The following is a 21,395-nucleotide window of genomic DNA, read 5'->3' on the forward strand; positions in this document are numbered from 1 at the left end:
GATCCAGACAGGCGGAACCTACGGGATCATGCCGGTGGTGGTTCCGGTGGCTTCGTCCGGGTTGCCTGTGGTTCCGGACGTTCCGGACGTTCCGGACGTTCCGGACGTTCCGGTGGAGCCGGGGACACCCGTGGTGGGGGTGCCGCTGTAGCTACCCGAACCGGAGGTGCCGGACGACGTGGAGGAGGATCCGCCGTCGTTCTTATGCAGAACCCCCTTCGCCTTTTCGCTCACCTTTTCCTGTAGGTGGGGCGCCTTTTCCTTGGCCCACTCCGTTCCCTCGGACACCTTGTGCTGGACCTTGGGATCATTCCACAGCTTCTGGGCCTGGACCTTGATTTTCTCGTAGCTTTCGCGGCCCGCCCGGGAGCCAAGCACAAAGCCGGCGCCGATGCCCGCTACAAACACAATTTTCTTCAACATGAGGGCTCCTCCAGTTCATCTGACACTGTTGCCGGACTATTCCTCAGCCTACTGATGATTTGGTGATCCGCAATATCCGGACGGCACTTATGCGGTTGCCTTGCGCGCACGGTAGGCGGCCACGTGGGTGCGGTTGGCGCAGTTGCCGGTATCGCAGAAGCGCTTGGAGCGGTTGCGGGAGAGGTCTACCAGGACGGCGTTGCAGTCTTCCGCGGCGCAGACCCGCAGCCGGTCGAGTTCCTTCTCGCGGATCACGTCCACCAGGGCCATGGCCGCGTCGACCGCCATCCGGATGTCCAGCGGCGCATCCGGCGTAGTGGCGTGCAGGTGGTAGTCCCAGCCGTCGTGTTGGACCAGCTGGGGCAGGGCGCGGCCGTTGCGCAGGATATTGTTGACCAGGCGCACGGCTTCATCTTCCTCGGCGGTCCAGACCGCGCGCAGCCGGGGCCGCAGGTGGCGCACCGCGCGCAGTTCCCCCATGGTGTGGCTGCGCGAACCCGAGTACTCGTTCGCCTTCACGAACTCGTCCAGATCCGCCAGGGTGTTCAACTGGTCCACCTCGGACTCGGCGGTGTTGATCAACTTGGCCGCGTCGATCAACGATCTTTCCGTGTCATGGGCAAACACCATCTTGACTCCTGAATATGCTCGGCATTACTGTCACTACTATATCCATCTTTAGGTCCTGACATACCCCGATTTTTCGCACTCTGCCGGGGTGGCGGGCCGTCAATTAGCGCATTCGAGGTCACCATGGGCGGCGGTACCGTGTCAGTCAAGCCTGCAAGCGGCGTCATCAATTCCTCCGCCGTTTCCGGGGTGGGCATCGCCCTGTTCTCCTCGGCGGTGTTCGGATTGTCGGGGTCTTTTGCGAAGTCCCTGCTGGAGGCGGGCTGGACGCCCGGCGCCGCCGTTGCCGTCCGCATGCTCGGGGCGGCACTGGTGCTCACGGTTCCGGCGCTAATTGTGCTGCACGGCCGCTGGAACCAGGTTTGGCAGAACTGGAAGACCATCGTTTTGTTCGGGCTGATCGGCGTGGCCGGCTGCCAGCTCGCCTATTTCAACGCCGTATCGACGCTCTCCGTGGGCGTCGCGCTGCTGCTCGAGTTCCTGGCGCCCGTGCTGATCGTGCTCTGGCTCTGGCTGACCAGCCGCCGGAGGCCCGGCTCGGCCACGATGGCCGGCACCGTCCTGGCCGTGGCCGGACTGGTGCTGGTGCTGGATGTGTTCGGCGACGTGCGCCTGGACCTCGGCGGTGTCCTCTGGGGCCTCGCGGCCGCAGTGTGCCTGGTCATCTACTTCTTCATCACCGCCCGGCACAATGATTCCCTGCCGCCGCTGGTTCTCGCGGCAGGTGGACTGCTGGTTGGCGGTGCATCCATGGTGGTGCTGGGTGCGGCCCGGATTCTACCCATGGCAGTCAGTACCGCCGATGTCAGCCTTGCCGGCTGGCGGACGAGCTGGTGGGTGCCGCTGGCGGCGCTGGTGCTGCTGTCCACCGTGATCTCCTACATCACCGGCATCATGGCCGCCCGGGCGCTCGGCACCAAGGTGGCATCGTTTGTCTCCCTGACCGAGGTGCTCTTTGCCGTGCTGTGGGCGTGGCTGCTGCTGGGCGAACTGCCCGCGGCCATCCAACTGCTGGGCGGTGCGCTGATCGTGCTGGGAGTGGTGCTGGTCCGGCTCGATGAACTGCGGGGGCCGCGGCTGAGGGTGCACGCGTAACTGCTTTTCCTGGAGAGTTTGATCCAGGATGGGCTCCTGCGGCTGATTACGACGGCGGCGGGGGCCTTTCCTCTTACATCCCACCGGCCCTCTGGCGCACACTGGAAAGAGGCAATCCAGAAACCCGAGGAGCTTTCCATGTGCCGCAACATCCGCCGGCTCTACAATTTCGAGCCGTCCACCACGAGCGCCGAGGTCGAGGCCGCCGCATTGCAGTACGTCCGCAAAGTCAGCGGCACCAACAAACCCTCCAAAGCCAATGAAGAGGCCTTCAACGAGGCGGTGCACGAAATCGCGCACATCACGGCGCACCTGCTCGATTCGCTCGTGACCACCGCGCCACCGAAGAACCGTGATGAAGAAGCAGCCAAGGCGAAGGCCCGCGCGGCCGTCCGCTATGGCGCAGCCGGGTAGTCGGTGAAGCCGCTCCTGCACTGGTCCAATGCGATCGTCCTGGTCGCTGTAGCCGGCATGACGCTGGTCGTTTACGGCAACCGGGGCCAATGGGTGCAGGCCGTTGTCGTCGCCGCCATCCTGCTGGCCGCCGGATGGTTCGTCAGTCCAGTTTTCGGCGGCCGGCAACAACTGTGGTCAACGCTTCAGCAGCACCGGAAGGACGAGCCCGGGGTGGTGATCTTCTGGCGTCCGGGCTGCGTCTACTGCCTGCGCATGATGGCTTCGCTAGGCCGGACGCGGCGCAAGGCTCAGTGGGTCAATATCTGGCGCGATGCCGACGCCGCCGCGTTTGTGCGCGAGCATAACGACGGCAATGAAACGGTACCCACGGTCATCCTGCGCGACGAGGTTTTCACCAACCCCGATCCAGAAATTGTGCGCCGTGAACTCGTCCGGGGGTAACCCGGCCTACCGGGCGAAGGCCCGCAGCCGCAGGGAGTTCGCCACCACCAGGACCGAGCTCGCGGCCATCGCAGCGCCGGCGATCATCGGGTTCAGCAGGCCGAACGCCGCCACCGGGATGCCGAGGGTGTTGTAGGCGAAGGCCCAGAACAGGTTGCTCTTGATGGTGCTCAAGGTCTTGCGGCTCAGCTCGATGGACTGCACCACCTGGCCCAGATCGCTGCCCATCACCGTGATGTCCGCGGCCTCGATGGCAACGTCCGTCCCGGCGCCCATGGCGATCCCGAGGTCGGCCTGGGCCAACGCTGCAGCATCGTTGACGCCGTCGCCGACCATCGCCACGGTTTTACCGGCTTCCTGCAGCTTCTGCACGGCCTCGACCTTGCCCTCGGGGAGGACCCCGGCGAAGACGTCTTCGGCGGCAATTCCGACGGCGGCGGCAACCTGGGCGGCGACCGCGCCGTTGTCTCCGGTCAGCAGGATCGGGCGGAGACCCAGTTCCTTGAGGCGGGCAATCGCCGCGGCCGAGCTGTCCTTGATGGTGTCCTTGAGACTGACGATGCCGGCAAGTTCGCCGTCCACGGCCACCCAGATGGCGGTCGCGCCGGACTCCTGCTGTTCCAGCAGTATGCCGCGGTCCTGCGGCGTGAGGTTGATGCCGTTCTCTTCCAGCCAGCCGGTGCGGCCCGCGACCACGGTGCGTCGTCCGCCGTCGTTATTTGTCACGATGCCGCGCACACCGCCGCCGGCCGCACTGTGGAAATCCGCCAGAGTCGGCAAGCCGGGCCGCAACGACGCGCCTGCGGCTGTCCCGCCGGTGCGGGAAGCGGCCGAGGTGAGGCGCTCCTTGGCGGCGTCGACGATCGCGTGGGCGATCGGGTGCTCGGAGCCGGACTCGACCGCGCCGGCCAGCGCCAGCACCTCGTCTTCGGTGTGTGAGCCAAGGGCGACGACGCCGGAAACCGCCTGCTTGCCTGTGGTCACCGTGCCCGTCTTGTCCAGCAGAATGGTGTCCACGTGCCGGGTGTCCTCAAGGATCTGCGGGCCCTTGATCAGGATGCCCAGTTGCGCGCCCCGGCCGGTGCCGGTGAGCAGCGCGGTCGGAGTGGCCAGGCCCAGTGCGCAGGGGCAGGCAATGACGAGGACCGTCACGGCGGCGGTGAAGGCGGACTCCAGATCGCCGGTGAGGACCAGCCACAGCACAAAAGTAACGACGGCGATGGCGATCACGATGGGGACGAAGACCGAGCTGATGCGGTCTGCCAGCCGGGCGATGGGCGCTTTGCCTGCCTGGGCCTGGCTGACCAGCCGGCCCATCTGCGCCAAGGTGGTGTCAGAGCCGACGCGGGTCGCCCGGACCAGCAGGCGGCCGGAAGTGTTGATGGTGGCGCCGGTGACAGTGTCGTCCACGTCCACTTCAACCGGGACGGATTCGCCGGTGATCAGCGACGTATCGACGGCGGAATGCCCCTCGACCACGTAGCCGTCGGTGGCGATCTTTTCGCCGGGGCGGACCATGATGAGGTCACCGGGAACCAGCTGGTCCGCGGATACCTTCACCTCGGCGCCGTCACGCAGCACGGTGGCTTCCTTGGCCCCGAGATCCAGCAGGGACTTGAGCGCGTTGCCTGCCTTCTGCTTGGCATTGGCTTCGAGATAGCGGCCGAGGAGCAGGAAGGTCGTGACGACGGCGGCGGTCTCGAAGTAGAGCGCGTGGTCGGCCATGCTGCCGTGGATGTGCTCCGTCATCATCGGGTCCATCAGCAGCTGCCACGCGGAGAAGAAGAATGCTGCGAGGACGCCGATCGACACCAGCGTGTCCATGGTCGAGGCAAGATGCCGCGCGTTGATCGCCGCGGCGCGGTGGAAGGGCCAGGCCGACCAGAGGACCACGGGGATGGACAATGCGAAGACAACCCACCCCCAGTGCGGGAACTGCGCGCCCGGGATCATCGAGATGGCGAAGATCGGGAGGGTCAGGATGGTGGCGGCCCACAGCCGGGGCCGCAGCTGCGACGCCGTGCCGCCGTGGGCCATGTGGTCCTCGTGCTCGGCGTGCTCGTCATGGTCCTCATGCAGAGCGGTGGAGGCCGTCGAATCCGGCAGGCGCGAGTTATGGCGCAGCGAGGAACGAGCGGAGTCATTGTTTGAGCGCAGGATCGACGGCGGAACCGCTGCCTCTCGGTGCGAGGCATGGTGGGATGAAGCCTTGATGCGGGCGCGGTAGCCGGTGGCCTTGACCGTGTCGAGCAGCTGCTGGTCCGTCACGTTGTCGGGCACGGTGACCTGCGCCGATTCGAGGGGGAGGTTGACGCTGGCTTGGACACCTTCGAGCTTGCCCAGTTTGCGCTCCACGCGGTTGACGCAGGACGCGCACGTCATGCCTTCGATCTCCAGCTCGACCAGTCGGGTCGGAGTCACCTCCATACCGCTGATTCCGGCAAGGCCGGCCTGGTTACTGCTAGTAATCCGGGCACCCGTATTCTGGGCCATGATTGCCTTCTTCCCCTTCGATTCTCAAAGGCGGGACGTTCGCATGACGCTGGGCCCGCCGTCGTACTCTTACGCGTCTGCTGCGACGACCAGATAACCTGCTTCGGCTACGGCTTCGCCGATCTGTTCCGGATCCAGGGCGCCGGTGGAGTTGACGGTGGCGGTGGAAATGCCGCCCTTGTTCAGCTCGATGGCCACGTCCTGCACGCCGTTGATGGCCTTGAGTTCTTCGGTGACTGCGTCGATGCAGTGGCCGCAGGTCATGCCGTCAATGCTGACTTTGGTGATGGTGCTCATGGTTCCTCCTGTTTGGAATTGATTTTGGCTGGGCTAGCGCAGCAGCCGGCCGATGGCGTCCGAGGCTTCCTTGACCTTGTCCTGCACGATCGTCGGGTCCCCGGCGGCTTCGGAATCCTTCGCGGCACCGACGACGCAGTGCGCGATGTGGTCCTCGAGCAGGCCGATGCTGACGGCGTGCAGCGCCTTGTTGACCGCGGACACCTGCGTGAGGATGTCGATACAGTATTTGTCCTCGTCCACCATGCGGGCGATGCCCCGGACCTGACCCTCGATCCGCTTGAGCCGCCGTAAGTAGGCCGCCTTGTCAGTGGTGTAGGCGTGTCCGATGTGCTCGTCGTCTGCGAGGGCACCCTCAAGGACCGATGCCGCGGCCGCGGGAAGTTCTGTGTGGCTCATGGCGTTCCTTCCGTGGTTACTACGTCCAATCTATACCCCTTGGGGGTATCAATCAAGGGCATGTGGCCGACGCCTCAGTTGCTAGGGGGTTCATCCCGATGCCTCGCTGCCGGGCCACGTCGCGGCGAGATCGTCCCTTAAGCGCGAGATCGTCCCTTACCCCCGGGTGCCGGGCAGGTAAGGGACGATCTCGTGGGCGGAATGCAGCCCTGGGTTACTTGGTCCGGAATTCAGGACTGGACGGCCCCGGACTCAGGACTGGGCGTCGCGCAAGGTGCGGAAGGCCAGCCAGGCCGCGGCAACCATCAGTACGGAGGCGATTCCGGCCGTGACTGTGACACCGCTGTCGAAGGCGTGGAAAGCCGACTCCAGGAGCGGGTCCGCCGTTCTGCCGGGAAGTTCGGCAGCAGTGTTGATTGCGCCGCCCAATGTTTCGCTCGCGATTTCCTGTTGCGACGCCGTGAGGTTCGCGGGCAGGTCGATGTTCTGCCGGTAGGCCGCCACCAGGATGCTGCCCAGTACCGCGGTGCCGAAGACCGAGCCCACTTCGTAGGCCGTTTCGGAAACCGCCGACGCCGCACCGGCCTTGGCCGCCGGGACGCTGGAGAGGATCAGGTCGTTGGAGAGCGTCTCCGAAGCTCCCACTCCCGCCCCAAGTACGGCAAAGGCCAGCATGAGGTTTCCGGCCGAAGCGCCGGGGGTTGCGGCCACCATCCAGTAGGCCGTGGCAGAGAGCAGCAGGGCGACGGAAACCACCAGGTGCGGTCGGATCCGGCGCACCAGCGGCACCACCAGCAGGCCGGCAGTGATGGTGATCGCCAGGCCGGGCAGCAGCACCAGCCCGGCATCCAGCGGGCTCAGCCCGAGGACCAGCTGGAGGTGCTGCGACACGAAGTACAGGAAGCCGACCAGCGAGAACACCGCCAGCAGGTTGACCAGCACCGCACCGGTGAAGGGCCGGACCGTGAAAAGCCGTACGTCCAGCATCGGCTGGTCGCGGCGAAGCTGACGCCGGGTGAACAGCCAGCCGGCAGTCAGTCCGAGTGCGGCAATGCCCAGGGTGGCCATGAGGTTGCCGCCGTTGGCGAGGTTCTTGATGGCGTAGACCACCGGCAGCATCGTCGCGATGGAGAGGAAAATGCTCCAAATATCGACGGCGCCCGGTGCCGGATCCTTGGACTCCGGCACAAAGAGCGGGGTCAGGATGAGCATCAGCACCAGCACCGGCACGGCCAGCAGGAACACGGAGCCCCACCAGAAGTGCTCGAGCAGCAGTCCGCCCAGTATCGGGCCCAGCGCGGCACCGGCGGAGAAGCCGGCGGCCCAGACCGCGATGGCCAGACGGCGCTGCCCGCGGTCAGTGAAGATGTTGCGGATCAAGGAAAGCGTGGCCGGCATCAGCATGGCGCCGAAGACGCCCAAGCCGGCACGCGCGGCCACCAGCACCTCGGCGCTGGGCGCGAAGGCCGCCAGCGCCGAGAAGACGGCAAAGCCCACGGCGCCCGTGATGAGCATTCGCCTGCGGCCGAACCGGTCGCCCAGGCTCCCCATGGCGACCAGCAGGCCAGCCAGTACCAGCGGATAGATGTCGATGATCCAAAGCAGGGTGGTCCCGCTGGTGTTGAACTCCAGCGAGATGGCAGGCAGGGCAAAGCTCAGCACCGTATTGTCGACGGCGACCAACAGCACCGGCAGCATGAGCGCTGCCAGGGCGGTCCATTCTTTGCGGCCGGCACGTTGGGTGATGGTGAGCATAGTGCACCTCCTGGAAAATTGCGGGGATACATTAACTGTACCGGCTGGACGGTTTAGCGGCAAGTCGATCGAAAGCTAGGATGGATGGATGGCCAGCGCAAAAGACCGGATCCTCGACAGCTTTGAAGACATCCTCATCAAGGAGGGCGAACGGGCGGCGACCATGGATGCCGTTGCGGCGGCGGCAGGGGTGTCCAAGGGTGGGCTGCTCTACCACTTCCCCTCCAAGGAGGCCATGGTGGAAGGGCTCTGCGAACGGCTAGCGGCGCTGACGGCGGAAGATGCGGAGAAGATCGGCAAGGCGCCGGAAGGAGCGGCCCGCTACTACGTCCGCACCTCTTTATACGTGGACTCGCCGCTGGACCGAGCCATCGTCGCCGTGGCCCGCCTGGTGCAGCAGGGGCATCCCGCGGCCGCCCGGACCTTTGCGCATATCGAGGGGCTTTGGCTGGATGCGCTGGAAAAGGCCCTCGGCAGCCGGCCAGTCGCACAGGCCATCAAGCTGATGGGGGACGGGCTCTATTACAGCGCTACCTTTTTCGCGGCGGCCGGCGAGCCCGCCAAAGTTAGCGAAGCAGAGCTGGAAGCGCTGCTGGAGCAGGTGGACGCCCTCGTGGAACGCATCTGAGGCTGCGCGACCTACCTGCCGGCCGGGGTCAGCTCGGCACGTGAGCGTCAGGCATGGGTTTCCTCTTCCACCAGCGCGGTGGCAATGCTGTCCGAATCTTCCAGCGCGGCGAGGTAGCGTTCGGCGTCGAGCGCGGCTGCGCAGCCGGTACCCGCGGCCGTGATGGCCTGCCGGTACCGGTGGTCCACGGCGTCGCCGCACGCGAAGACGCCCCGCTGGCTGGTCACGGTGGTGGGGGAATCCACCTTGATATAGCCCTCCGCATCCAGGTCGATCTGGCCCTTGACCAGTTCGGTCCGCGGCAGGTGCCCGATCGCCACGAAGATTCCCGTGGCGGCCAGCTCGCGCGTGACCCCGGTAACCCTATCCGTCAGCGTCACGCCGGAGACCTTGCCGTCGCCGTGGATGGCGGAAACGGTGCTGTTCCATGCGAAGCGGATCTTCTCGTTGTCCCGCGCCCGCTGCGCCATGATCTTCGACGCCCGCAGCGCGTCCCTACGTACGACCACGGTGACGGACTTCCCGAACCGCGTCAGGAAAAGCGCTTCCTCCATCGCCGAATCCCCGCCGCCGACAACGACGATGTCCTGGTTTCGGAAGAAGAACCCGTCGCAGGTGGCGCACCAGGACACCCCGTGGCCGGAGAACTTCTTTTCCTCCGGCAGACCGAGTTCCTTGTAAGCGGAGCCGGTGGCCAGGATGACGGCAGGTGCCTGGTAGACGTTCTCGCCGGTGGTGACCACTTCTTTAAGGTGGCCTTCGAGCGAGACGGAAGAGACGTCGTCGTACTCAATGGTGGCGCCGAATCTAGCGGCCTGCTGCTGCAGGTTCTCCATCAGCTCCGGGCCCTGGATGCCCTCGGGAAAGCCCGGGAAGTTCTCCACATCGGTGGTGTTCATCAGGGCGCCGCCCGCGGTGACGGCGCCGGCGATCACACGAGGTTCCAGCCCGGCCCGCGCGGCGTAGATCGCCGCGGTGTAGCCCGCGGGGCCGGAGCCGATAATGATGATCTTCTCGCTCATGATGTTTCTCCTTCTGGTGCCGTCGCCGCGGGCTAGCTGGCGTCCGGGTGCAGCGCGGGGAGCAGGCCGGAGACCAAGCTCTGGACGCGTGCCTTGATATCGTCGCGCAGGACGCGGGCGGCGCCAACGTCCTTGCCCGCGGGGTCCGTGAGCTCCCAGTCCTCGTACTTCCGGCCGGGGATGACTGGGACATCGACGCCGCCGCCCAAGGTGATGACCATGTTGGCGTCGTGGAGTTGCTCCGTGGTGAGCTGCTTGGTAGTGCGGCCGGAAATGTCGATTCCGTCCTCGGCCATGGCTTCCACCACGGCCGGATTGACCTCTTTTGCCGGCCGGGAACCGGCGGACCGGACATCGATCGCGCCCCTGGACAGGTGCTCCAGGTAGGCGGCGGCCATTTGCGAGCGGCCCGCGTTGTGGACGCAGACGAAGAGGACGGTGGGCTTGTGGCTGTTGGTCTCGGTCATGTCGGGTCCTTTGCTTCTGCCGGCGGTGCCTCTGGGGTGAAGAAACGTTCCGGCGCGGGCTGTATAGACCAGTGCAACAAGAACCGCGGCTACTATCAAGAGCCTTCGCCTTCCCGGCCGGTGCGAAGACCCTCCCGGCAGCCGATCTGCGCATAATGGACTTCACGCCCTCTTCGGAATCCGCCAGCAGAAAGCGACCCCATGAACCCTCAGCCAGGTAAGCCCAGCGTCCTCTTCGTCTGCTCATCGAACAGCGGCAAGTCCCCGATGGCCGCCGGCCTGATGGAAAAACTCGCCAACGGCACGGTGGACGTGCACTCGTGCGGCACCAAGCCCGGGACTGCGGTCAACCACGAATCGGCCGAGGCGCTGCTCGAAAAGGGCATCGACATCAGCGGCGGCACGCCTACGGCGGTGACCGAAGAAGCGCAGCGGGCGGCCGACGTCGTCGTTATTCTGGGCACCAATGCGCAGCTGGAAGAGGTGCCGGGCACGCGCTACGAGCGCTGGGAAATCGGCGAACCGAGCCTGCGCGACATCCACGGCATGGAACGGATGCGCCTGGTCCGCGACGAGATCGACGCCCGCGTGCACCGGCTCTACGAAGAGCTCGTCGGCGAGTAACGATCTCGGCAATCAGGCCTGCGCGGCCCCGGCGTCCTGATGCTCGTGTTCGGCCACGGCCTCCTGGGACATCCAGAGCAGTTCCCAAACATGGCCGTCGGGGTCGGCGATGGAGGCGCCGTACATGCCGGGCATGCTTTCCTTGGCCGGCAGGTAGACGCTGCCGCCGCTGGCCTGCGCCTTGGCCACCAGGTCGTCGACCTCCTCGGTGGAGGAGGCGGTGAGGCAGTTCAGGATTTCTTTCGCGTTGGAGCCCAGATGCGGGGTACTGCCCTCGGCCAGGAAGCCTGCGAAGAAGTCCTGCTTCAGGAGCATGACAAAGATGGTGTCGGAGATGACGATGCAGGAGCCCTCGTCCGAACTGAAGTCCGGGTTCAGGGTGAAGCCCAGGCCGACGTAGAAGTCCGTGGCCTTCTGCAGGTCGGAGACGGGGAGGTTGGCGAAAATCATGCGGTCCATGGCAGATCCTTATCAAGTGGATTGAATAAGTTGAGGAACTTGTGGAGCTGATTGCGTCGCAAAGCGCACAGTGTTCACCCTAAATGAGCCGGACACCTTGGTCCATAGTCCCGGCCCCGGACATGTTCACCGGTGTAGACGGGGGAAACGGACAGAACCGCGAGCTGTCAGACGGCCAGGTGCTTCGACAGGGCCGGAAGCAGGCTGGCCGCGGCGCTAACGGCGATGGCGGCCGGTTCTTTGCCGGGGAGGCCGGGAAGCCCGATCGGACAACTGATGGTGTCGATGGCGGCGGCGTCATGCCCCTCGGACTGCAGCTTCTGGCGGAACCTGGACCACTTGGCTGAGGAGCCAATGAGGCCCACCGAACCGAGGTCGGCGCGGCGCAGCGCAGCGTCGCACAACAGGAAGTCTTCGGCATGATCGTGGGTCATGATGAACACATGCGAGCCCGGCGGGAGCCCTGCCACAGTGGAATCCGGAACGGGGCTGCGCTGGAGGTGGACTTCGGCCGGCCCCGCCAGGAGGTCGGCGAGGCGCGCGGGATCAAGCTGGTCGGCCCGGCTGTCCACAAGGTGCAATTGGATGGGCAGGCGGGAAAGGATCCGGGCCAGCTCGTGGCCCACGTGCCCCATGCCGAAGATGGCAACGGTGGCACGTGCGGGAAATGGCTCAAGGAGAACACTGACTACTCCTCCACAGCACTGCTGCCCGTGCTCGGTGGCGGCATGTTCATTGAGCGGGAACGGCAGGCTCTCGGGTACCGTACTTCCTGACCGGAGCAGCGCGCGGGCCCGGTCGATGACCGTTGCCTCCAGGTTGCCGCCTCCGATGCTGCCCCAGGTGGACTCGACGCCGACCACCATCTTCGCTCCCGCCTCCCGCGGGGCATGGCCCCGCGCCTCGGTGACCGTAGCCAGGACGCTGGGCAGGCCAGCCGAGCGCAGATCCTGCAGCGCCTGCAGCCAGTCCATCTCAGCCTACTGCGGTACTAACAGAGGAAGGTGAGGATTCGTCCCCGGCCCGGGCCCCGCCGTCGTACGCCTTTGCGCTTGTCTCCCGCGCTGCCTGGATCGCCCAGAAGACCGCCTCGGGGGTGGCCGGGCTGGCCAATTCGACCGGCCGATCGCCGGCTCCGAAGGCAGCTACCGCCTGGCGCAGGGCCTCCCTGACGCTAAAGGCGAGCATGAGTGGCGGTTCCCCCACCGCCTTGGAGCCGTAGACGACGCCGCTTTCGGTGGCCTGCTCGAAGAGATGGACGTTGAACTCCTCGGGCATCTCCGAGAAGCTGGGCAGCTTGTAGGTGCTGGCCGACTGCGTCGCCAGGCGGCCCCGGTGCTCGCCGTCGGACTCGTCCCAGCGCAGTTCCTCAAGCGTCAGCCACCCGGCACCCTGGACGAAGCCGCCCTCGATCTGGCCAAGGTCGATGAGCGGCGAGAGGCTGTCGCCGACGTCGTGGACAATGTCCGTCCGCAGCTGGCGGTACGCGCCGGTGAACCCGTCCACCTCCACCTCGGAAACGGCCGCGCCGTAGGCGAAATACTTGAACGGCTCGCCTTGCATACGGGCGCTGTCCCAGTGCAGTCCCGAGGTGCGGTAGTAGCCGGCAGCCCAGAGCGGGATCCGCTGGAAGTAGGCGTCGTTCGCCAGATCGGTGAAGGCGATATCCCGGTCGTGGAAGCCGATGCCGGTCACTTTGCCGTTGGCGAACCGGACGTCGTCGGGGTGGATATTCATCTTGCGGGCCGCCACCTCTGCCAGCCGGGCGCTGATTTGCTCGCAGGCGTCCTTGATGGCCCCGCCGTTCAGATCCGCTCCCGAGCTGGCCGCCGTCGCCGACGTATTCGGCACCTTGTCCGTGCGGGTGGGCGCCAGGCGGATGAAATCCAGCGGAACTCCCAAGGCGGTGGCAGCGACCTGGCGCATCTTGGTGTGCAGACCCTGGCCCATTTCCGTGCCGCCGTGGTTGATCAGGACCGAGCCGTCCTTATATACGTGCACCAGAGCGCCCGCCTGGTTGAAGGCCGTGAGGTTGAACGAGATGCCGAACTTCACCGGAGTGATGGCGAGGGCGCGCCGGTTGTGCGGGTGCGCAGCGTTGAAGGCGTCGATATCTTCCCGCCGGCGCACGACGTCGGCACAGTCCAGCAGGGTCTGCCAGATGGCATGCAACCGCTCGGCGTGGCGCACCGGCTGGCCGTACGGCGTGGTCTGCCCTGGAACGTAGAGGTTGCGCTGCCGCAGCTCGCCCGGGTCGAGGCCCAGCACCGGAGCGGCCCTGCCCAGGACCTCCTCGATGAGGAACATGCCCTGGGGGCCGCCGAATCCGCGGAACGCAGTCTGGGAAGTCTTGTTGGTCTTCGCGATCCGGCCGTCAACGTGCACGTTGGGGATCCAGTAGGAATTGTCCACGTGGCACAGCGCGCGGGTCAGGACCGGCTCGGAGAGATCAAGACTCCACCCGCCGTCGCTCGTCAGCGTGGCCTTCAGCGCCTGGATTCGGCCATCCTGGTCGAAACCGGCCTCCCACCTGGCATGGAACGGATGGCGCTTGCCCGTCATCGTGATGTCCTGGGTGCGGTTAAGGCGCAGCCGCACCGGCCGGCCGGTGAGAACGGCGCCAAGTGCCGCGACCGCGCCGAAGCCGTGGGGCTGCATTTCCTTGCCGCCGAAACCGCCGCCCATGCGCAGGCACTGGACGGTGACATCGTGGTTGTGCCGGCCCAGCACATGCGCCACGATTTCCTGCGTCTCCGAGGGATGCTGGGTGCTGCTGTGGACGAAGATCTGTCCGCCCTCATCGAGGTACGCGAACGATGCGTGGGTCTCCAGGTAAAAGTGCTCCTGGCCGCCGTACTCGATCTCGCCGGAAAACCGGTGGGCTGCTCCCTCCAGGGCGGCATCGGCGTCGCCCCTGCTGAGGGTCGGCTGGAGGCCCTGGAAGCTCTCCGCCTCGATGGCTTCCGTGAGCGTCAACAACGCGGGGAGGGGGTCGTAGCTGACATCAACTGCCTCGGCGCCCAGCCGCGCGGCCTCGAGCGTTTCGCCCAGCACCCAGCAGACGGCATGGCCGTAGTACATGACCTCGGTGGGGAACAGCGGCTCGTCATGCTTGGTGCCGGCGTCGTTGACGCCGGGCACGTCCGCGCCGGTCAGCACCCGGACTACTCCCGGGACCTGCAGCGCGGGTTCGGTCCGCAAGGACGTCACGACGGCGTGGGCATGCGGTGCCTGGACTGGCCAGGCATGCAGCACATTCTGGCGGCCAACGATGAGGTCGTCGGTGTACAGCGCGGTTCCCGTGACGTGCAGTGCGGCGGATTCGTGCGGCACCGTCACGCCGACTACGGGGTTGACCGGGCGGTCGGCAAGGGATTTCATCGGGCTACCTCCACAGCGGATGCTGCTTCCGCATAAAACTTGAGCATCGCCTGGCCGAGCATCGCCGAGCGATAGCGGGCGCTCGCCCTCAAATCGTCGATCGGCGTGCCTTCGGCGGACATGACGGCGGCAGCAGTCTCGGCCGTTTCAGCTGTCCACGGCTGACCGACCAGCGACTGCTCGGTTATGGTTGCACGGATCGGCGTGGCCGCAACGCCGCCGATGCCTATCCGGATGGAGGATACGGTGCCGCCGTCGAGCTGCATGGCGAAAGCGACGGCGACACTCGAAATGTCGTCAAAACGGCGCTTGGCGATCTTGTAAAAGGCGGTGTTTTCCGCCAGCGGCAGCGGGATCCGCACCTCGCGCAGGAGCTCGCCGGGTTTCCTAACGCTCTGGCGGTACCCGGTGAAGTAGTCAGCCAGCGCGACTTCCCGCTCACCGCCTGTGGAGGCCAGCACGACCGACGCGTCCAGCGCCAGCAGCGCCGGCGCCGAATCACCGATCGGCGATCCCGTCGCGAGGTTGCCGCCCAGGCTTGCCGTATTGCGGATCAGCGGAGAGGCGAACTGGGGGAAGAGCTGGCTCAACAGCGGCACACGCTCCGCGAGCCCGCGTTCGATCTCGGTGAGGCTCAGCGCCGCCCCGATGCTGATCCGGTCGCTGCCTGCTTCCAGCGTCCGCAGCGGCTCCAGTCGGTCGATGGCAATGGTCAGCGGCGGCCGCGTGTGCCGAAGGTTCACCTCCACCCCGAGGTCGGTGGCGCCGGCGACCAGCTTGGCCTCCGGATTCTGTTCGAGCAGGTTGAACAGCTCCTCCATGCCCGCAGGCCGGACGAAGCGGGCGCCGTCGACAATTTTCTCGGTAGGTCGAGCGGCAGGGGCAGGTCCACCCTGCCGGACAAGCAGCGGGTCGGATCCATCGGGGGAGCCGAGCGAGTACGCCGCATCGCGGATCGGCCGGTAGCCGGTGCAGCGGCACAGATTGCCGCTCAGGGCGTGCAGGTCAAAGCCGTTGGGCCCGCTTTCATGGTCGGTCGCATGTTCCTCGCCGGCCACCGCAGTCCCGGTCTGCGCCGCACCGGAATCGGCCGTCTTCCGCTCCGGGCGGTAGTACTCGGCAGCCATGGAGCAGATGAACCCCGGTGTGCAGTAGCCGCACTGCGCTCCGCCGCGGTCCGCCATCTCGCGCTGAACGGGGTGCAGTGACTCCTCGGCGCAGGGCCCCGGTGCGGTACCGAGGCCCTCTGCGGTCACGATTTCCTGTCCGTCGAACGCCAAGGCAGGAGGCAGGCACGCGTTGATTGAGGTCCAGCGGCTTCGGTCGGCACCGTCCGGGCGGGCCACGAGGACGGCGCACGCACCGCACTCACCTTCGGCGCAGCCTTCCTTCGCCCCGGTCAGGCCCTCTGTTCTTAACCAGTCGAGCAACCGGGTATGCGGACCGGCCCCGTCGCAATCGTGCAGTTGACCGTTGACCGTTATCTGGCTATCGCCCATGCCTCAATCTCCTCAGCGCCCTCGCGAGACGTGCCTTGAGAATCATCCTGTGACTCACACCATACTGCGCCACGCGTAGGTGTAAATCCAAGAACGACGGCGGGACCTGCTGTTCCGTTGTTATCGTCGCCGACTCGTTGGGTTGCACCCAGGGGGCCGCCGAGCGACCCTTCCGCCGTCGTGCATCTGCAAAAAAGCCGATAGAGGAGGCTCATTCATTATGTGATGTTGATCATAGGAAGTCGGTTGTATTTGTAGTCCGGGACCGCGACCCGGGCGGCCGTTCAATAGCGCGGAGTATTTCGTTTAAGCAGGAATGTTGCCGGCCGCACATCAAGATGGCGCGCATCACTCAATTGCGCAGGGCTGGCGCAAAAATACGTCACAGAAGATTTGCCTAATGGAAATTCCTGACGGTACGGTACCAAACTAACCAGCCCGAGAAGGAGTCGCCCTGACTTCTCCTGGCAGGATCGACCGGCACTGAGCCGGGATCTGCGGCTGGTAGGGGGCTCCCGGCAATGCGCAGGACAGTGCGCAAACGCGTAGGACAGTGCGCGCCGGTCAGATATGACAAGCCCCGCCCCACAGACCACTTTTCCCCACTCCCCAGGAGAAAACACCCATGTCAACCATGCAGGAAACACCTCCCACGATGACAGCGTCGGCTCCCGCTGCGGACTCCATAGAGATGCGCCAGACGGCACTCCCACGGCGTGCCCGCCCGCTGGCGATACTGCGGATCCTGCTGGGGTCGGTCTTTCTTTGGGCCTTCTTCGACAAGACCTTCGGCCTCGGTTTCGCCACAGCACCCGAGAAGGCCTGGATCGCGGGCGGTTCACCCACCGCCGGCTACTTAGGCAGCGTGGAAGGTTCGTTCGCCGGACTGTTCCAGTCGCTGGCTGGCGCGCCGGTTGTGGACTGGGCCTTCATGCTTGGGCTGCTGGCCGTTGGTGCGGCGCTGGTTCTTGGCATCGCGCTCCGCGCAGCCGCTGTCGGCGGCACCGCCCTCATGATCCTGATGTGGCTGTCGTCGCTGCCGCTTAAGTCCAATCCGGTCATCGACGAGCACATCGTCTACGCGGCTGCAATGGTCGTCCTGGCCGCAACACACGCCGGCAACACGTTTGGCCTGGGCCGCCAGTGGTCAGCCCTGACCTCGTCCCCGTCCCTGCGCTGGTTGCGCTAACTGCTGGCGCATATCTTGCAAGATGTAGCTGGGTCCGTCGACCCAGCTACATCCTTCAGTAGCTCGTTCCCTGGATGACCTTGTACCCGCCGCTGTCCGCACTTACGGTGGAACCAGACGACAACGGAGGGCTTGACATGACTGAGAAGAGCATTGAACAGTGGTGGCCGGAGCTGCACACGGCAACCAAACAGTGGTTCCGGCAGAACCTGCGGGCCGAGAGCATTGAGTCGGATGTCGCCCTCGAGGTTTATGACGCCGGCGGCCCGGATCTGAAGGACACAACGCTAGCGCCGAAGGACTGGGACTTTATTGAGACGCAGTCCGAATTCGTCGACTAGGACCGCAAAAAAACTGACGGTCGCGGAAGCGTCAACCGGATTTCCGGTTGGCGCTTCCTGCCGTTCATGCGGGTGCCGCAGGATGGAACTATGACCCAGGGCTACAGCGCGGACTTTCTGCTGACCACCGTTGAACTTCCCCGTCCCGCAACCGCAGTGAAGGTGCTGGACTACACGCATTTCACGATCTGCCTCAACACGCAGCAACGGCTCGCCGAGCTGGCCGCAGTGAACATCGACGGCGACCAGCTCCAGGACTTGCCACGGGAAGACCACTGGCGGCTGGATCCCAGGCTGGCCGCGGAGCTGCAGGCCGGTGAAGAGCTGTACCGCGGAAACGACCTGGACCGCGGGCACCTGGTGCGGCGGCTGGACCCGGTGTGGGGCAGCCGGGCCGAGGCTGCCAAGGCCAACACCGAGACCTTTTTCTATACGAATGCGGCACCGCAAGTGAATACCTTCAACCAGTCCAAGGAGCTGTGGCTGGGGCTGGAGGACTACCTCTTGGACCACGCGGACAATTACGACACCCGGCTCAGTGTCTTTACCGGTCCGGTCTTCGACAGTGCGGATCCGCAGTACCGGGGTTTTTCGATCCCACTGCTGTTCTGGAAAGTAGCAGCCTGGCGTGCAGCCGAAGGAATTGCGAGCACGGCCTACATCCTGGACCAGTCTCCCTTGCTGGACGAGCTCGAACTGGAACGGCAGACCACGGCCGCCACGGCAGCGGGCGAGATTCCGCCGCTCGGGCCGTACCGGACCTTCCAGGTTCCCGTGCAGGACGTCCAGTCCCTTACCGGAATCGGGCTGGAGCAGCTTGTTGCAGCCGACCGGTTCACCCCTCGGGGGCATGAGCGTGATGGACGCCCGCGGTGGCTCCTGTTGGAAAAGCCGGAGCAGATGCGGTTGAAGCCCGGGGCCGAATAGCGGACGGTCCGGGGCGCTAGGCCAGCAGCCAGGCTGCGATGATGAGGGCCGGCACCGCCAGCGCCGAGGACAGCAGCACTACGTCGCGTGCCACGGTGATGCCGCGGCCGTAGCGGCTGGCGAAGAGGAAGACGTTCTGCGCCGAAGGCAGGGCCGCCATGATGACCGCCCCGAAGACGAGTTCCGCATCCAGCCGGAACAGGAACGTGGCCACCAGGTACGTGAGCAGCGGCATCACGGCTGATTTGAGGGCCGTGGCGACGATGACCTCGGTGCGGCCCTCGCTCACCTTCAGCGGGCGGCTGCCGCGCAGCGACATGCCGAAAGCCATCAGCACCAGCGGAACGGCCGCACCGCCCAGCAGCATCAGCGGCTCCCAGACCACTTCGGGAAGTTCGACGCCGGTCCAAGCCACGGCCACGCCCAGAAACGATGCGATGATCATCGGATTGCGGAACGGCTGCGTCACGATGTTTTTCAGCGACGGCTTGCGCCCGGAGGAGAGGTCCAGGATGGTCAGGTATGCCGGCGCCAGCAACAGCAGCTGGATCAGCAGCACCGGTGCCACCGGCGTCGCGTTCCCCAAAGCGTAGAGGGCGATCGGAATGCCGATGTTGTTCGCGTTGACGTACGAGCTGGCCATGGCTCCCACCGCGGTTTCGGCGGCAGGACGGCGGAACCAGATCCGGCTCAGCAGCACATAAAGCCCCGCCGTCGCCAGCGCGGTGATCAGGGCAATCGGCACGTAGGCGGAGAAGACCGCCTCCAGATCCGCCTGGGCGAGCACGGTAAACAGCAGCGCCGGGTTGGTAATGAAGAAGGCGGTCTGGGTCAGCGCCTGTCCGGCGTGCGGGCCGCCGATCTGGAAGCGGGCGGCAATGTAGCCAACCACAATGACGGCGCCGACTATGGCGAAACCAATCAGGACGCCGACCAACACATACCTCCGTATTTCAGGCAAAAAGGGTCCGGCCCCGCCGCCTGGGACAGCGGGGCCGGACCCTTCGACTTTACTAGTGGACCAGCTTGCCTACCGCACCAGTGCCGGCCGCTTCGGATTGAACTCCCAGCCAGGCACCAGGTACTGCATGGCGGCGGCGTCGTCCCGGGCGCCAAGCCCGTGTTCGAGGTAGACCTGGTGCGCGGCCTCAAGCGCCTGCCGGTCCAGCTCGACGCCGAGGCCCGGACGCGCCGGAACCTCGATGTAGCCGCCCTTGATCTGCAGCGGGTCCGTGGTCAGCCCCTGGCCGTCCTGCCAGATCCAGTGCGTGTCCAACGCAGTGATCTTGCCCGGTGCGGCGGCGCCAACTTGGGTAAACATGGCCAGCGAAATGTCGAAGTGGTTGTTCGAGTGCGAACCCCAGGTGAGGCCGAAGTCGTTGCACAGCTGCGCCACCCGGACCGAGCCCTGCATGGTCCAGAAATGCGGGTCCGCCAGCGGAATATCGACGGCGTTCGTCCGGATGGCGTGGGCCATCTGCCGCCAGTCCGTGGCAATCATGTTGGTGGCCGTCGGCAGGCCGGTGGCCCGCCGGAACTCCGCCATGGTTTCGCGGCCGGAGTACGTGCCCTCCGGGCCACACGGATCCTCGGCGTAAGCCAGGACGTTGCCCAGCCCGCTGCAGAGCTCGATGGCTTCCTGCAGCAGCCAGCCGCCGTTGGGATCAAGCGTGATCCGGGCTTCCGGGAAACGCTTGGCCAGCGCGGTCACCGCGGCGACCTCTTCCTTGCCCGAGAGTACGCCGCCCTTGAGTTTGAAGTCCTGGAACCCGTAGCGCTGCTGGGCGGCTTCGGCCAGGGCAACAATCGCCTCCGGCGTCATGGCCTCCTCGCGGCGCAGCCGTTCCCAATCGTCGGCAGGGTTGTCCTCGGCCAGATACGGCAGGTCGGTCTTCTTGCGGTCCGCAACGTAGAACAGGTAGCCAAGCATCTGGACCTTGTCCCGCTGCTGGCCTTCGCCGAGGAGCTCGGCCACCGGCACGCCCAGGTGCTGACCCATCAGGTCCAGCAGCCCGGATTCCAATGCGGTGACGGCGTGGATGGTGGTCCTCAGATCGAAGGTCTGGGCGCCGCGTCCACCCGCATCCCGGTCGGCGAAAGCGACGGAGACCTTGCGCAGGAGCTGCCGGTACAGCGAGATCGGCTGGCCGACGAGGATGCTGCTGGCTTCCTCGATCGTGCTGCGGATGGCTTCGCCGCCGGGCACTTCACCTAAGCCGGTATTGCCGTTGCTGTCGGTGATGATGGCGATGTTCCGCGTGAAGAACGGGCCGTGGGCACCGCTGAGGTTCAGCAGCATGCTGTCGTGGCCGGCAACCGGGACGGCTTCGACCGAGACGATCGTGGGGGTGTTGCTTGCCATGCGCTAGTCCTTCGGGGTTTCTACGCTGCCGTCGAGGCGGCGGTTCAGTTTCCACGGGTTGTTGTCCTGCAGCGGTTCCGGCAGGAGTTCGGCCGGAACGTTCTGGTAGCTGACCGGGCGCTGGAAGCGGTGGATGGCCAGGCTGCCCACGGATGTGGACCGTGAGTCGGACGTTGCCGGGAACGGCCCGCCGTGGACCATGGCGTGTCCAACTTCGACGCCGGTGGGCCAGCCGTTGAAGAGGATTCGGCCCACCCTGCGCTCCAGTACGGGGAGCAGCTCGCGGGCCGCTGCCTCGTCGCCCGGTGCGTAATGGACGGTCGCGGTGAGCTGCCCCTGGAGGTTCTCGGTGGCGGTGGCGAGCTCGGCCGCGTCCGAGTAGCGCACGAAGAGCCCGGCCGCGCCGAAGACTTCCTCCTGCAGCCGCGGGGAGGCCGCGAAGTTCTCCGCAGTGGTGCTGAACAGCCGTGGTGCCGGGGCGTTCTCGGTGGCGCCCGGAGTGCCCTCGGCGACCTGCTCCACGCCGTCGGCCGCTGCCAGTTCCTT

At 65.8% G+C, this 21,395-nt stretch carries 22 protein-coding genes and 1 pseudogene; 8 read left to right on the top strand and 15 right to left on the bottom strand.

Going from position 1 to position 21,395, the window contains the following annotated elements; all coding sequences use genetic code 11:
• Positions 1 to 18: 18 nt before the first annotated feature.
• Positions 19 to 423: a YtxH domain-containing protein gene (locus AC3A4M_RS13235; protein WP_498736171.1), complete on the bottom strand. Its 405-nt coding sequence runs from the start codon at positions 421 to 423 to the stop codon at positions 19 to 21.
• 87 nt (positions 424 to 510) lie between these two features.
• Entirely contained in the window at positions 511 to 1,053 is a 543-nt protein-coding gene (locus AC3A4M_RS13240) for a CGNR zinc finger domain-containing protein (protein ID WP_208575081.1), read from the bottom strand.
• A 123-nt stretch (positions 1,054 to 1,176) separates the two neighbouring features.
• Here AC3A4M_RS13240 and AC3A4M_RS13245 point away from each other — a divergent pair, with 123 nt between their 5' ends.
• From AC3A4M_RS13245 to AC3A4M_RS13255, 3 genes are all read left to right on the top strand, one after another.
• Positions 1,177 to 2,148: an EamA family transporter gene (locus AC3A4M_RS13245; protein ID WP_498736172.1), complete on the top strand. Its 972-nt coding sequence runs from the start codon at positions 1,177 to 1,179 to the stop codon at positions 2,146 to 2,148.
• Positions 2,149 to 2,286: 138 nt separating this feature from the next.
• Entirely contained in the window at positions 2,287 to 2,562 is a 276-nt protein-coding gene (locus tag AC3A4M_RS13250; protein ID WP_498736173.1) for a DUF2277 domain-containing protein, read from the top strand.
• A gap of 3 nt (positions 2,563 to 2,565) precedes the next feature.
• Positions 2,566 to 3,006, top strand: a complete 441-nt coding sequence (locus tag AC3A4M_RS13255; RefSeq protein ID WP_498736174.1) for a glutaredoxin domain-containing protein — start codon at positions 2,566 to 2,568, stop codon at positions 3,004 to 3,006.
• A 6-nt stretch (positions 3,007 to 3,012) separates the two neighbouring features.
• On the opposite strand, the gene AC3A4M_RS13260 is transcribed toward AC3A4M_RS13255, so the two are convergent.
• The 4 genes from AC3A4M_RS13260 to AC3A4M_RS13275 form a co-directional block, all read right to left on the bottom strand.
• Positions 3,013 to 5,433, bottom strand: coding sequence for a heavy metal translocating P-type ATPase (locus AC3A4M_RS13260; RefSeq protein WP_498736198.1), 2,421 nt, complete (start codon positions 5,431 to 5,433; stop codon positions 3,013 to 3,015).
• A 135-nt stretch (positions 5,434 to 5,568) separates the two neighbouring features.
• Entirely contained in the window at positions 5,569 to 5,796 is a 228-nt protein-coding gene (locus AC3A4M_RS13265; protein ID WP_498736175.1) for a heavy-metal-associated domain-containing protein, read from the bottom strand.
• 33 nt (positions 5,797 to 5,829) lie between these two features.
• Positions 5,830 to 6,195 carry a metal-sensitive transcriptional regulator gene (locus tag AC3A4M_RS13270; RefSeq protein WP_498736176.1) on the bottom strand — a complete coding sequence of 122 codons (366 nt, stop codon included), beginning with the start codon at positions 6,193 to 6,195 and terminating at the stop codon, positions 5,830 to 5,832.
• Positions 6,196 to 6,447: 252 nt separating this feature from the next.
• Positions 6,448 to 7,950, bottom strand: a complete 1,503-nt coding sequence (locus AC3A4M_RS13275; protein ID WP_498736177.1) for an MFS transporter — start codon at positions 7,948 to 7,950, stop codon at positions 6,448 to 6,450.
• Positions 7,951 to 8,038: 88 nt separating this feature from the next.
• Here AC3A4M_RS13275 and AC3A4M_RS13280 point away from each other — a divergent pair, with 88 nt between their 5' ends.
• Entirely contained in the window at positions 8,039 to 8,578 is a 540-nt protein-coding gene (locus AC3A4M_RS13280) for a TetR/AcrR family transcriptional regulator (protein WP_498736178.1), read from the top strand.
• A 47-nt stretch (positions 8,579 to 8,625) separates the two neighbouring features.
• On the opposite strand, the gene trxB is transcribed toward AC3A4M_RS13280, so the two are convergent.
• Both trxB and AC3A4M_RS13290 read right to left on the bottom strand, forming a co-directional pair.
• Entirely contained in the window at positions 8,626 to 9,600 is a 975-nt protein-coding gene (gene trxB / locus AC3A4M_RS13285) for a thioredoxin-disulfide reductase (RefSeq protein ID WP_498736179.1), read from the bottom strand.
• Between the two features lie 32 nt (positions 9,601 to 9,632).
• Entirely contained in the window at positions 9,633 to 10,067 is a 435-nt protein-coding gene (locus AC3A4M_RS13290; protein ID WP_498729676.1) for an arsenate reductase ArsC, read from the bottom strand.
• A 201-nt stretch (positions 10,068 to 10,268) separates the two neighbouring features.
• On the opposite strand from AC3A4M_RS13290, the gene AC3A4M_RS13295 reads away from it, so the two are divergent.
• Complete coding sequence (locus tag AC3A4M_RS13295) at positions 10,269 to 10,691, top strand: arsenate-mycothiol transferase ArsC (RefSeq protein ID WP_498729675.1); 423 nt, start codon at positions 10,269 to 10,271, stop codon at positions 10,689 to 10,691.
• A gap of 12 nt (positions 10,692 to 10,703) precedes the next feature.
• Here AC3A4M_RS13295 and AC3A4M_RS13300 read toward each other — a convergent pair whose 3' ends face one another.
• The 4 genes from AC3A4M_RS13300 to AC3A4M_RS13315 form a co-directional block, all read right to left on the bottom strand.
• Entirely contained in the window at positions 10,704 to 11,150 is a 447-nt protein-coding gene (locus tag AC3A4M_RS13300; RefSeq protein ID WP_498736180.1) for a VOC family protein, read from the bottom strand.
• 167 nt (positions 11,151 to 11,317) lie between these two features.
• Positions 11,318 to 12,124 carry a xanthine dehydrogenase accessory protein XdhC gene (xdhC, locus tag AC3A4M_RS13305; RefSeq protein WP_498736181.1) on the bottom strand — a complete coding sequence of 269 codons (807 nt, stop codon included), beginning with the start codon at positions 12,122 to 12,124 and terminating at the stop codon, positions 11,318 to 11,320.
• A gap of 1 nt (position 12,125) precedes the next feature.
• On the bottom strand, positions 12,126 to 14,531 hold the full coding sequence (gene xdhB / locus AC3A4M_RS13310) for a xanthine dehydrogenase molybdopterin binding subunit (RefSeq protein ID WP_498736182.1): 2,406 nt from the start codon (positions 14,529 to 14,531) through the stop codon (positions 12,126 to 12,128).
• Entirely contained in the window at positions 14,528 to 16,030 is a 1,503-nt protein-coding gene (locus AC3A4M_RS13315; RefSeq protein ID WP_498736183.1) for a xanthine dehydrogenase small subunit, read from the bottom strand. The genes xdhB and AC3A4M_RS13315 overlap by 4 nt, the downstream gene beginning before the upstream one ends.
• 625 nt (positions 16,031 to 16,655) lie before the next feature.
• Between AC3A4M_RS13315 and AC3A4M_RS13320 the strand changes: the two genes are divergently transcribed.
• The 3 genes from AC3A4M_RS13320 to AC3A4M_RS13330 all read left to right on the top strand — a co-directional run bounded on the left by AC3A4M_RS13320 (position 16,656) and on the right by AC3A4M_RS13330 (position 18,487).
• Positions 16,656 to 17,219, top strand: coding sequence for a hypothetical protein (locus AC3A4M_RS13320; RefSeq protein ID WP_498736184.1), 564 nt, complete (start codon positions 16,656 to 16,658; stop codon positions 17,217 to 17,219).
• Between the two features lie 137 nt (positions 17,220 to 17,356).
• Positions 17,357 to 17,560: a hypothetical protein gene (locus AC3A4M_RS13325; RefSeq protein ID WP_498729668.1), complete on the top strand. Its 204-nt coding sequence runs from the start codon at positions 17,357 to 17,359 to the stop codon at positions 17,558 to 17,560.
• A gap of 90 nt (positions 17,561 to 17,650) precedes the next feature.
• On the top strand, positions 17,651 to 18,487 hold the full coding sequence (locus AC3A4M_RS13330; protein ID WP_498736185.1) for a DNA/RNA non-specific endonuclease: 837 nt from the start codon (positions 17,651 to 17,653) through the stop codon (positions 18,485 to 18,487).
• A gap of 16 nt (positions 18,488 to 18,503) precedes the next feature.
• Here the strand turns inward: AC3A4M_RS13330 and AC3A4M_RS13335 are convergent, their stop codons facing one another.
• The 3 genes and pseudogenes from AC3A4M_RS13335 to AC3A4M_RS13345 form a co-directional block, all read right to left on the bottom strand.
• Complete coding sequence (locus AC3A4M_RS13335; protein ID WP_498736199.1) at positions 18,504 to 19,424, bottom strand: AEC family transporter; 921 nt, start codon at positions 19,422 to 19,424, stop codon at positions 18,504 to 18,506.
• 93 nt (positions 19,425 to 19,517) lie between these two features.
• Positions 19,518 to 20,849 carry an enolase C-terminal domain-like protein gene (locus AC3A4M_RS13340; protein WP_498736186.1) on the bottom strand — a complete coding sequence of 444 codons (1,332 nt, stop codon included), beginning with the start codon at positions 20,847 to 20,849 and terminating at the stop codon, positions 19,518 to 19,520.
• 3 nt (positions 20,850 to 20,852) lie between these two features.
• Positions 20,853 to 21,395: pseudogene (locus tag AC3A4M_RS13345) on the bottom strand (aldehyde dehydrogenase (NADP(+))); the annotation flags it as partial.

The organism is Arthrobacter sp. Soil_C_60, from assembly GCF_057656375.1.

What these genes read in the sequence shown, in the direction of transcription:
- AC3A4M_RS13330 (WP_498736185.1), top strand. Translation starts at nt 17,651, where the DNA reads ATGACCCAGGGCTACAGCGCGGACTTTCTGCTGACCACCGTTGAACTT.
- AC3A4M_RS13265 (WP_498736175.1), bottom strand. Translation starts at nt 5,796, where the DNA reads ATGAGCACCATCACCAAAGTCAGCATTGACGGCATGACCTGCGGCCAC.
- xdhB (WP_498736182.1), bottom strand. Translation starts at nt 14,531, where the DNA reads ATGAAATCCCTTGCCGACCGCCCGGTCAACCCCGTAGTCGGCGTGACG.
- AC3A4M_RS13245 (WP_498736172.1), top strand. Translation starts at nt 1,177, where the DNA reads ATGGGCGGCGGTACCGTGTCAGTCAAGCCTGCAAGCGGCGTCATCAAT.
- AC3A4M_RS13340 (WP_498736186.1), bottom strand. Translation starts at nt 20,849, where the DNA reads ATGGCAAGCAACACCCCCACGATCGTCTCGGTCGAAGCCGTCCCGGTT.
- trxB (WP_498736179.1), bottom strand. Translation starts at nt 9,600, where the DNA reads ATGAGCGAGAAGATCATCATTATCGGCTCCGGCCCCGCGGGCTACACC.
- AC3A4M_RS13250 (WP_498736173.1), top strand. Translation starts at nt 2,287, where the DNA reads ATGTGCCGCAACATCCGCCGGCTCTACAATTTCGAGCCGTCCACCACG.
- AC3A4M_RS13235 (WP_498736171.1), bottom strand. Translation starts at nt 423, where the DNA reads ATGTTGAAGAAAATTGTGTTTGTAGCGGGCATCGGCGCCGGCTTTGTG.
- AC3A4M_RS13290 (WP_498729676.1), bottom strand. Translation starts at nt 10,067, where the DNA reads ATGACCGAGACCAACAGCCACAAGCCCACCGTCCTCTTCGTCTGCGTC.
- AC3A4M_RS13325 (WP_498729668.1), top strand. Translation starts at nt 17,357, where the DNA reads ATGACTGAGAAGAGCATTGAACAGTGGTGGCCGGAGCTGCACACGGCA.
- xdhC (WP_498736181.1), bottom strand. Translation starts at nt 12,124, where the DNA reads ATGGACTGGCTGCAGGCGCTGCAGGATCTGCGCTCGGCTGGCCTGCCC.
- AC3A4M_RS13260 (WP_498736198.1), bottom strand. Translation starts at nt 5,433, where the DNA reads ATGGAGGTGACTCCGACCCGACTGGTCGAGCTGGAGATCGAAGGCATG.
- AC3A4M_RS13295 (WP_498729675.1), top strand. Translation starts at nt 10,269, where the DNA reads ATGAACCCTCAGCCAGGTAAGCCCAGCGTCCTCTTCGTCTGCTCATCG.
- AC3A4M_RS13275 (WP_498736177.1), bottom strand. Translation starts at nt 7,950, where the DNA reads ATGCTCACCATCACCCAACGTGCCGGCCGCAAAGAATGGACCGCCCTG.
- AC3A4M_RS13320 (WP_498736184.1), top strand. Translation starts at nt 16,656, where the DNA reads ATGTCAACCATGCAGGAAACACCTCCCACGATGACAGCGTCGGCTCCC.
- AC3A4M_RS13300 (WP_498736180.1), bottom strand. Translation starts at nt 11,150, where the DNA reads ATGGACCGCATGATTTTCGCCAACCTCCCCGTCTCCGACCTGCAGAAG.
- AC3A4M_RS13280 (WP_498736178.1), top strand. Translation starts at nt 8,039, where the DNA reads ATGGCCAGCGCAAAAGACCGGATCCTCGACAGCTTTGAAGACATCCTC.
- AC3A4M_RS13315 (WP_498736183.1), bottom strand. Translation starts at nt 16,030, where the DNA reads ATGGGCGATAGCCAGATAACGGTCAACGGTCAACTGCACGATTGCGAC.
- AC3A4M_RS13270 (WP_498736176.1), bottom strand. Translation starts at nt 6,195, where the DNA reads ATGAGCCACACAGAACTTCCCGCGGCCGCGGCATCGGTCCTTGAGGGT.
- AC3A4M_RS13240 (WP_208575081.1), bottom strand. Translation starts at nt 1,053, where the DNA reads ATGGTGTTTGCCCATGACACGGAAAGATCGTTGATCGACGCGGCCAAG.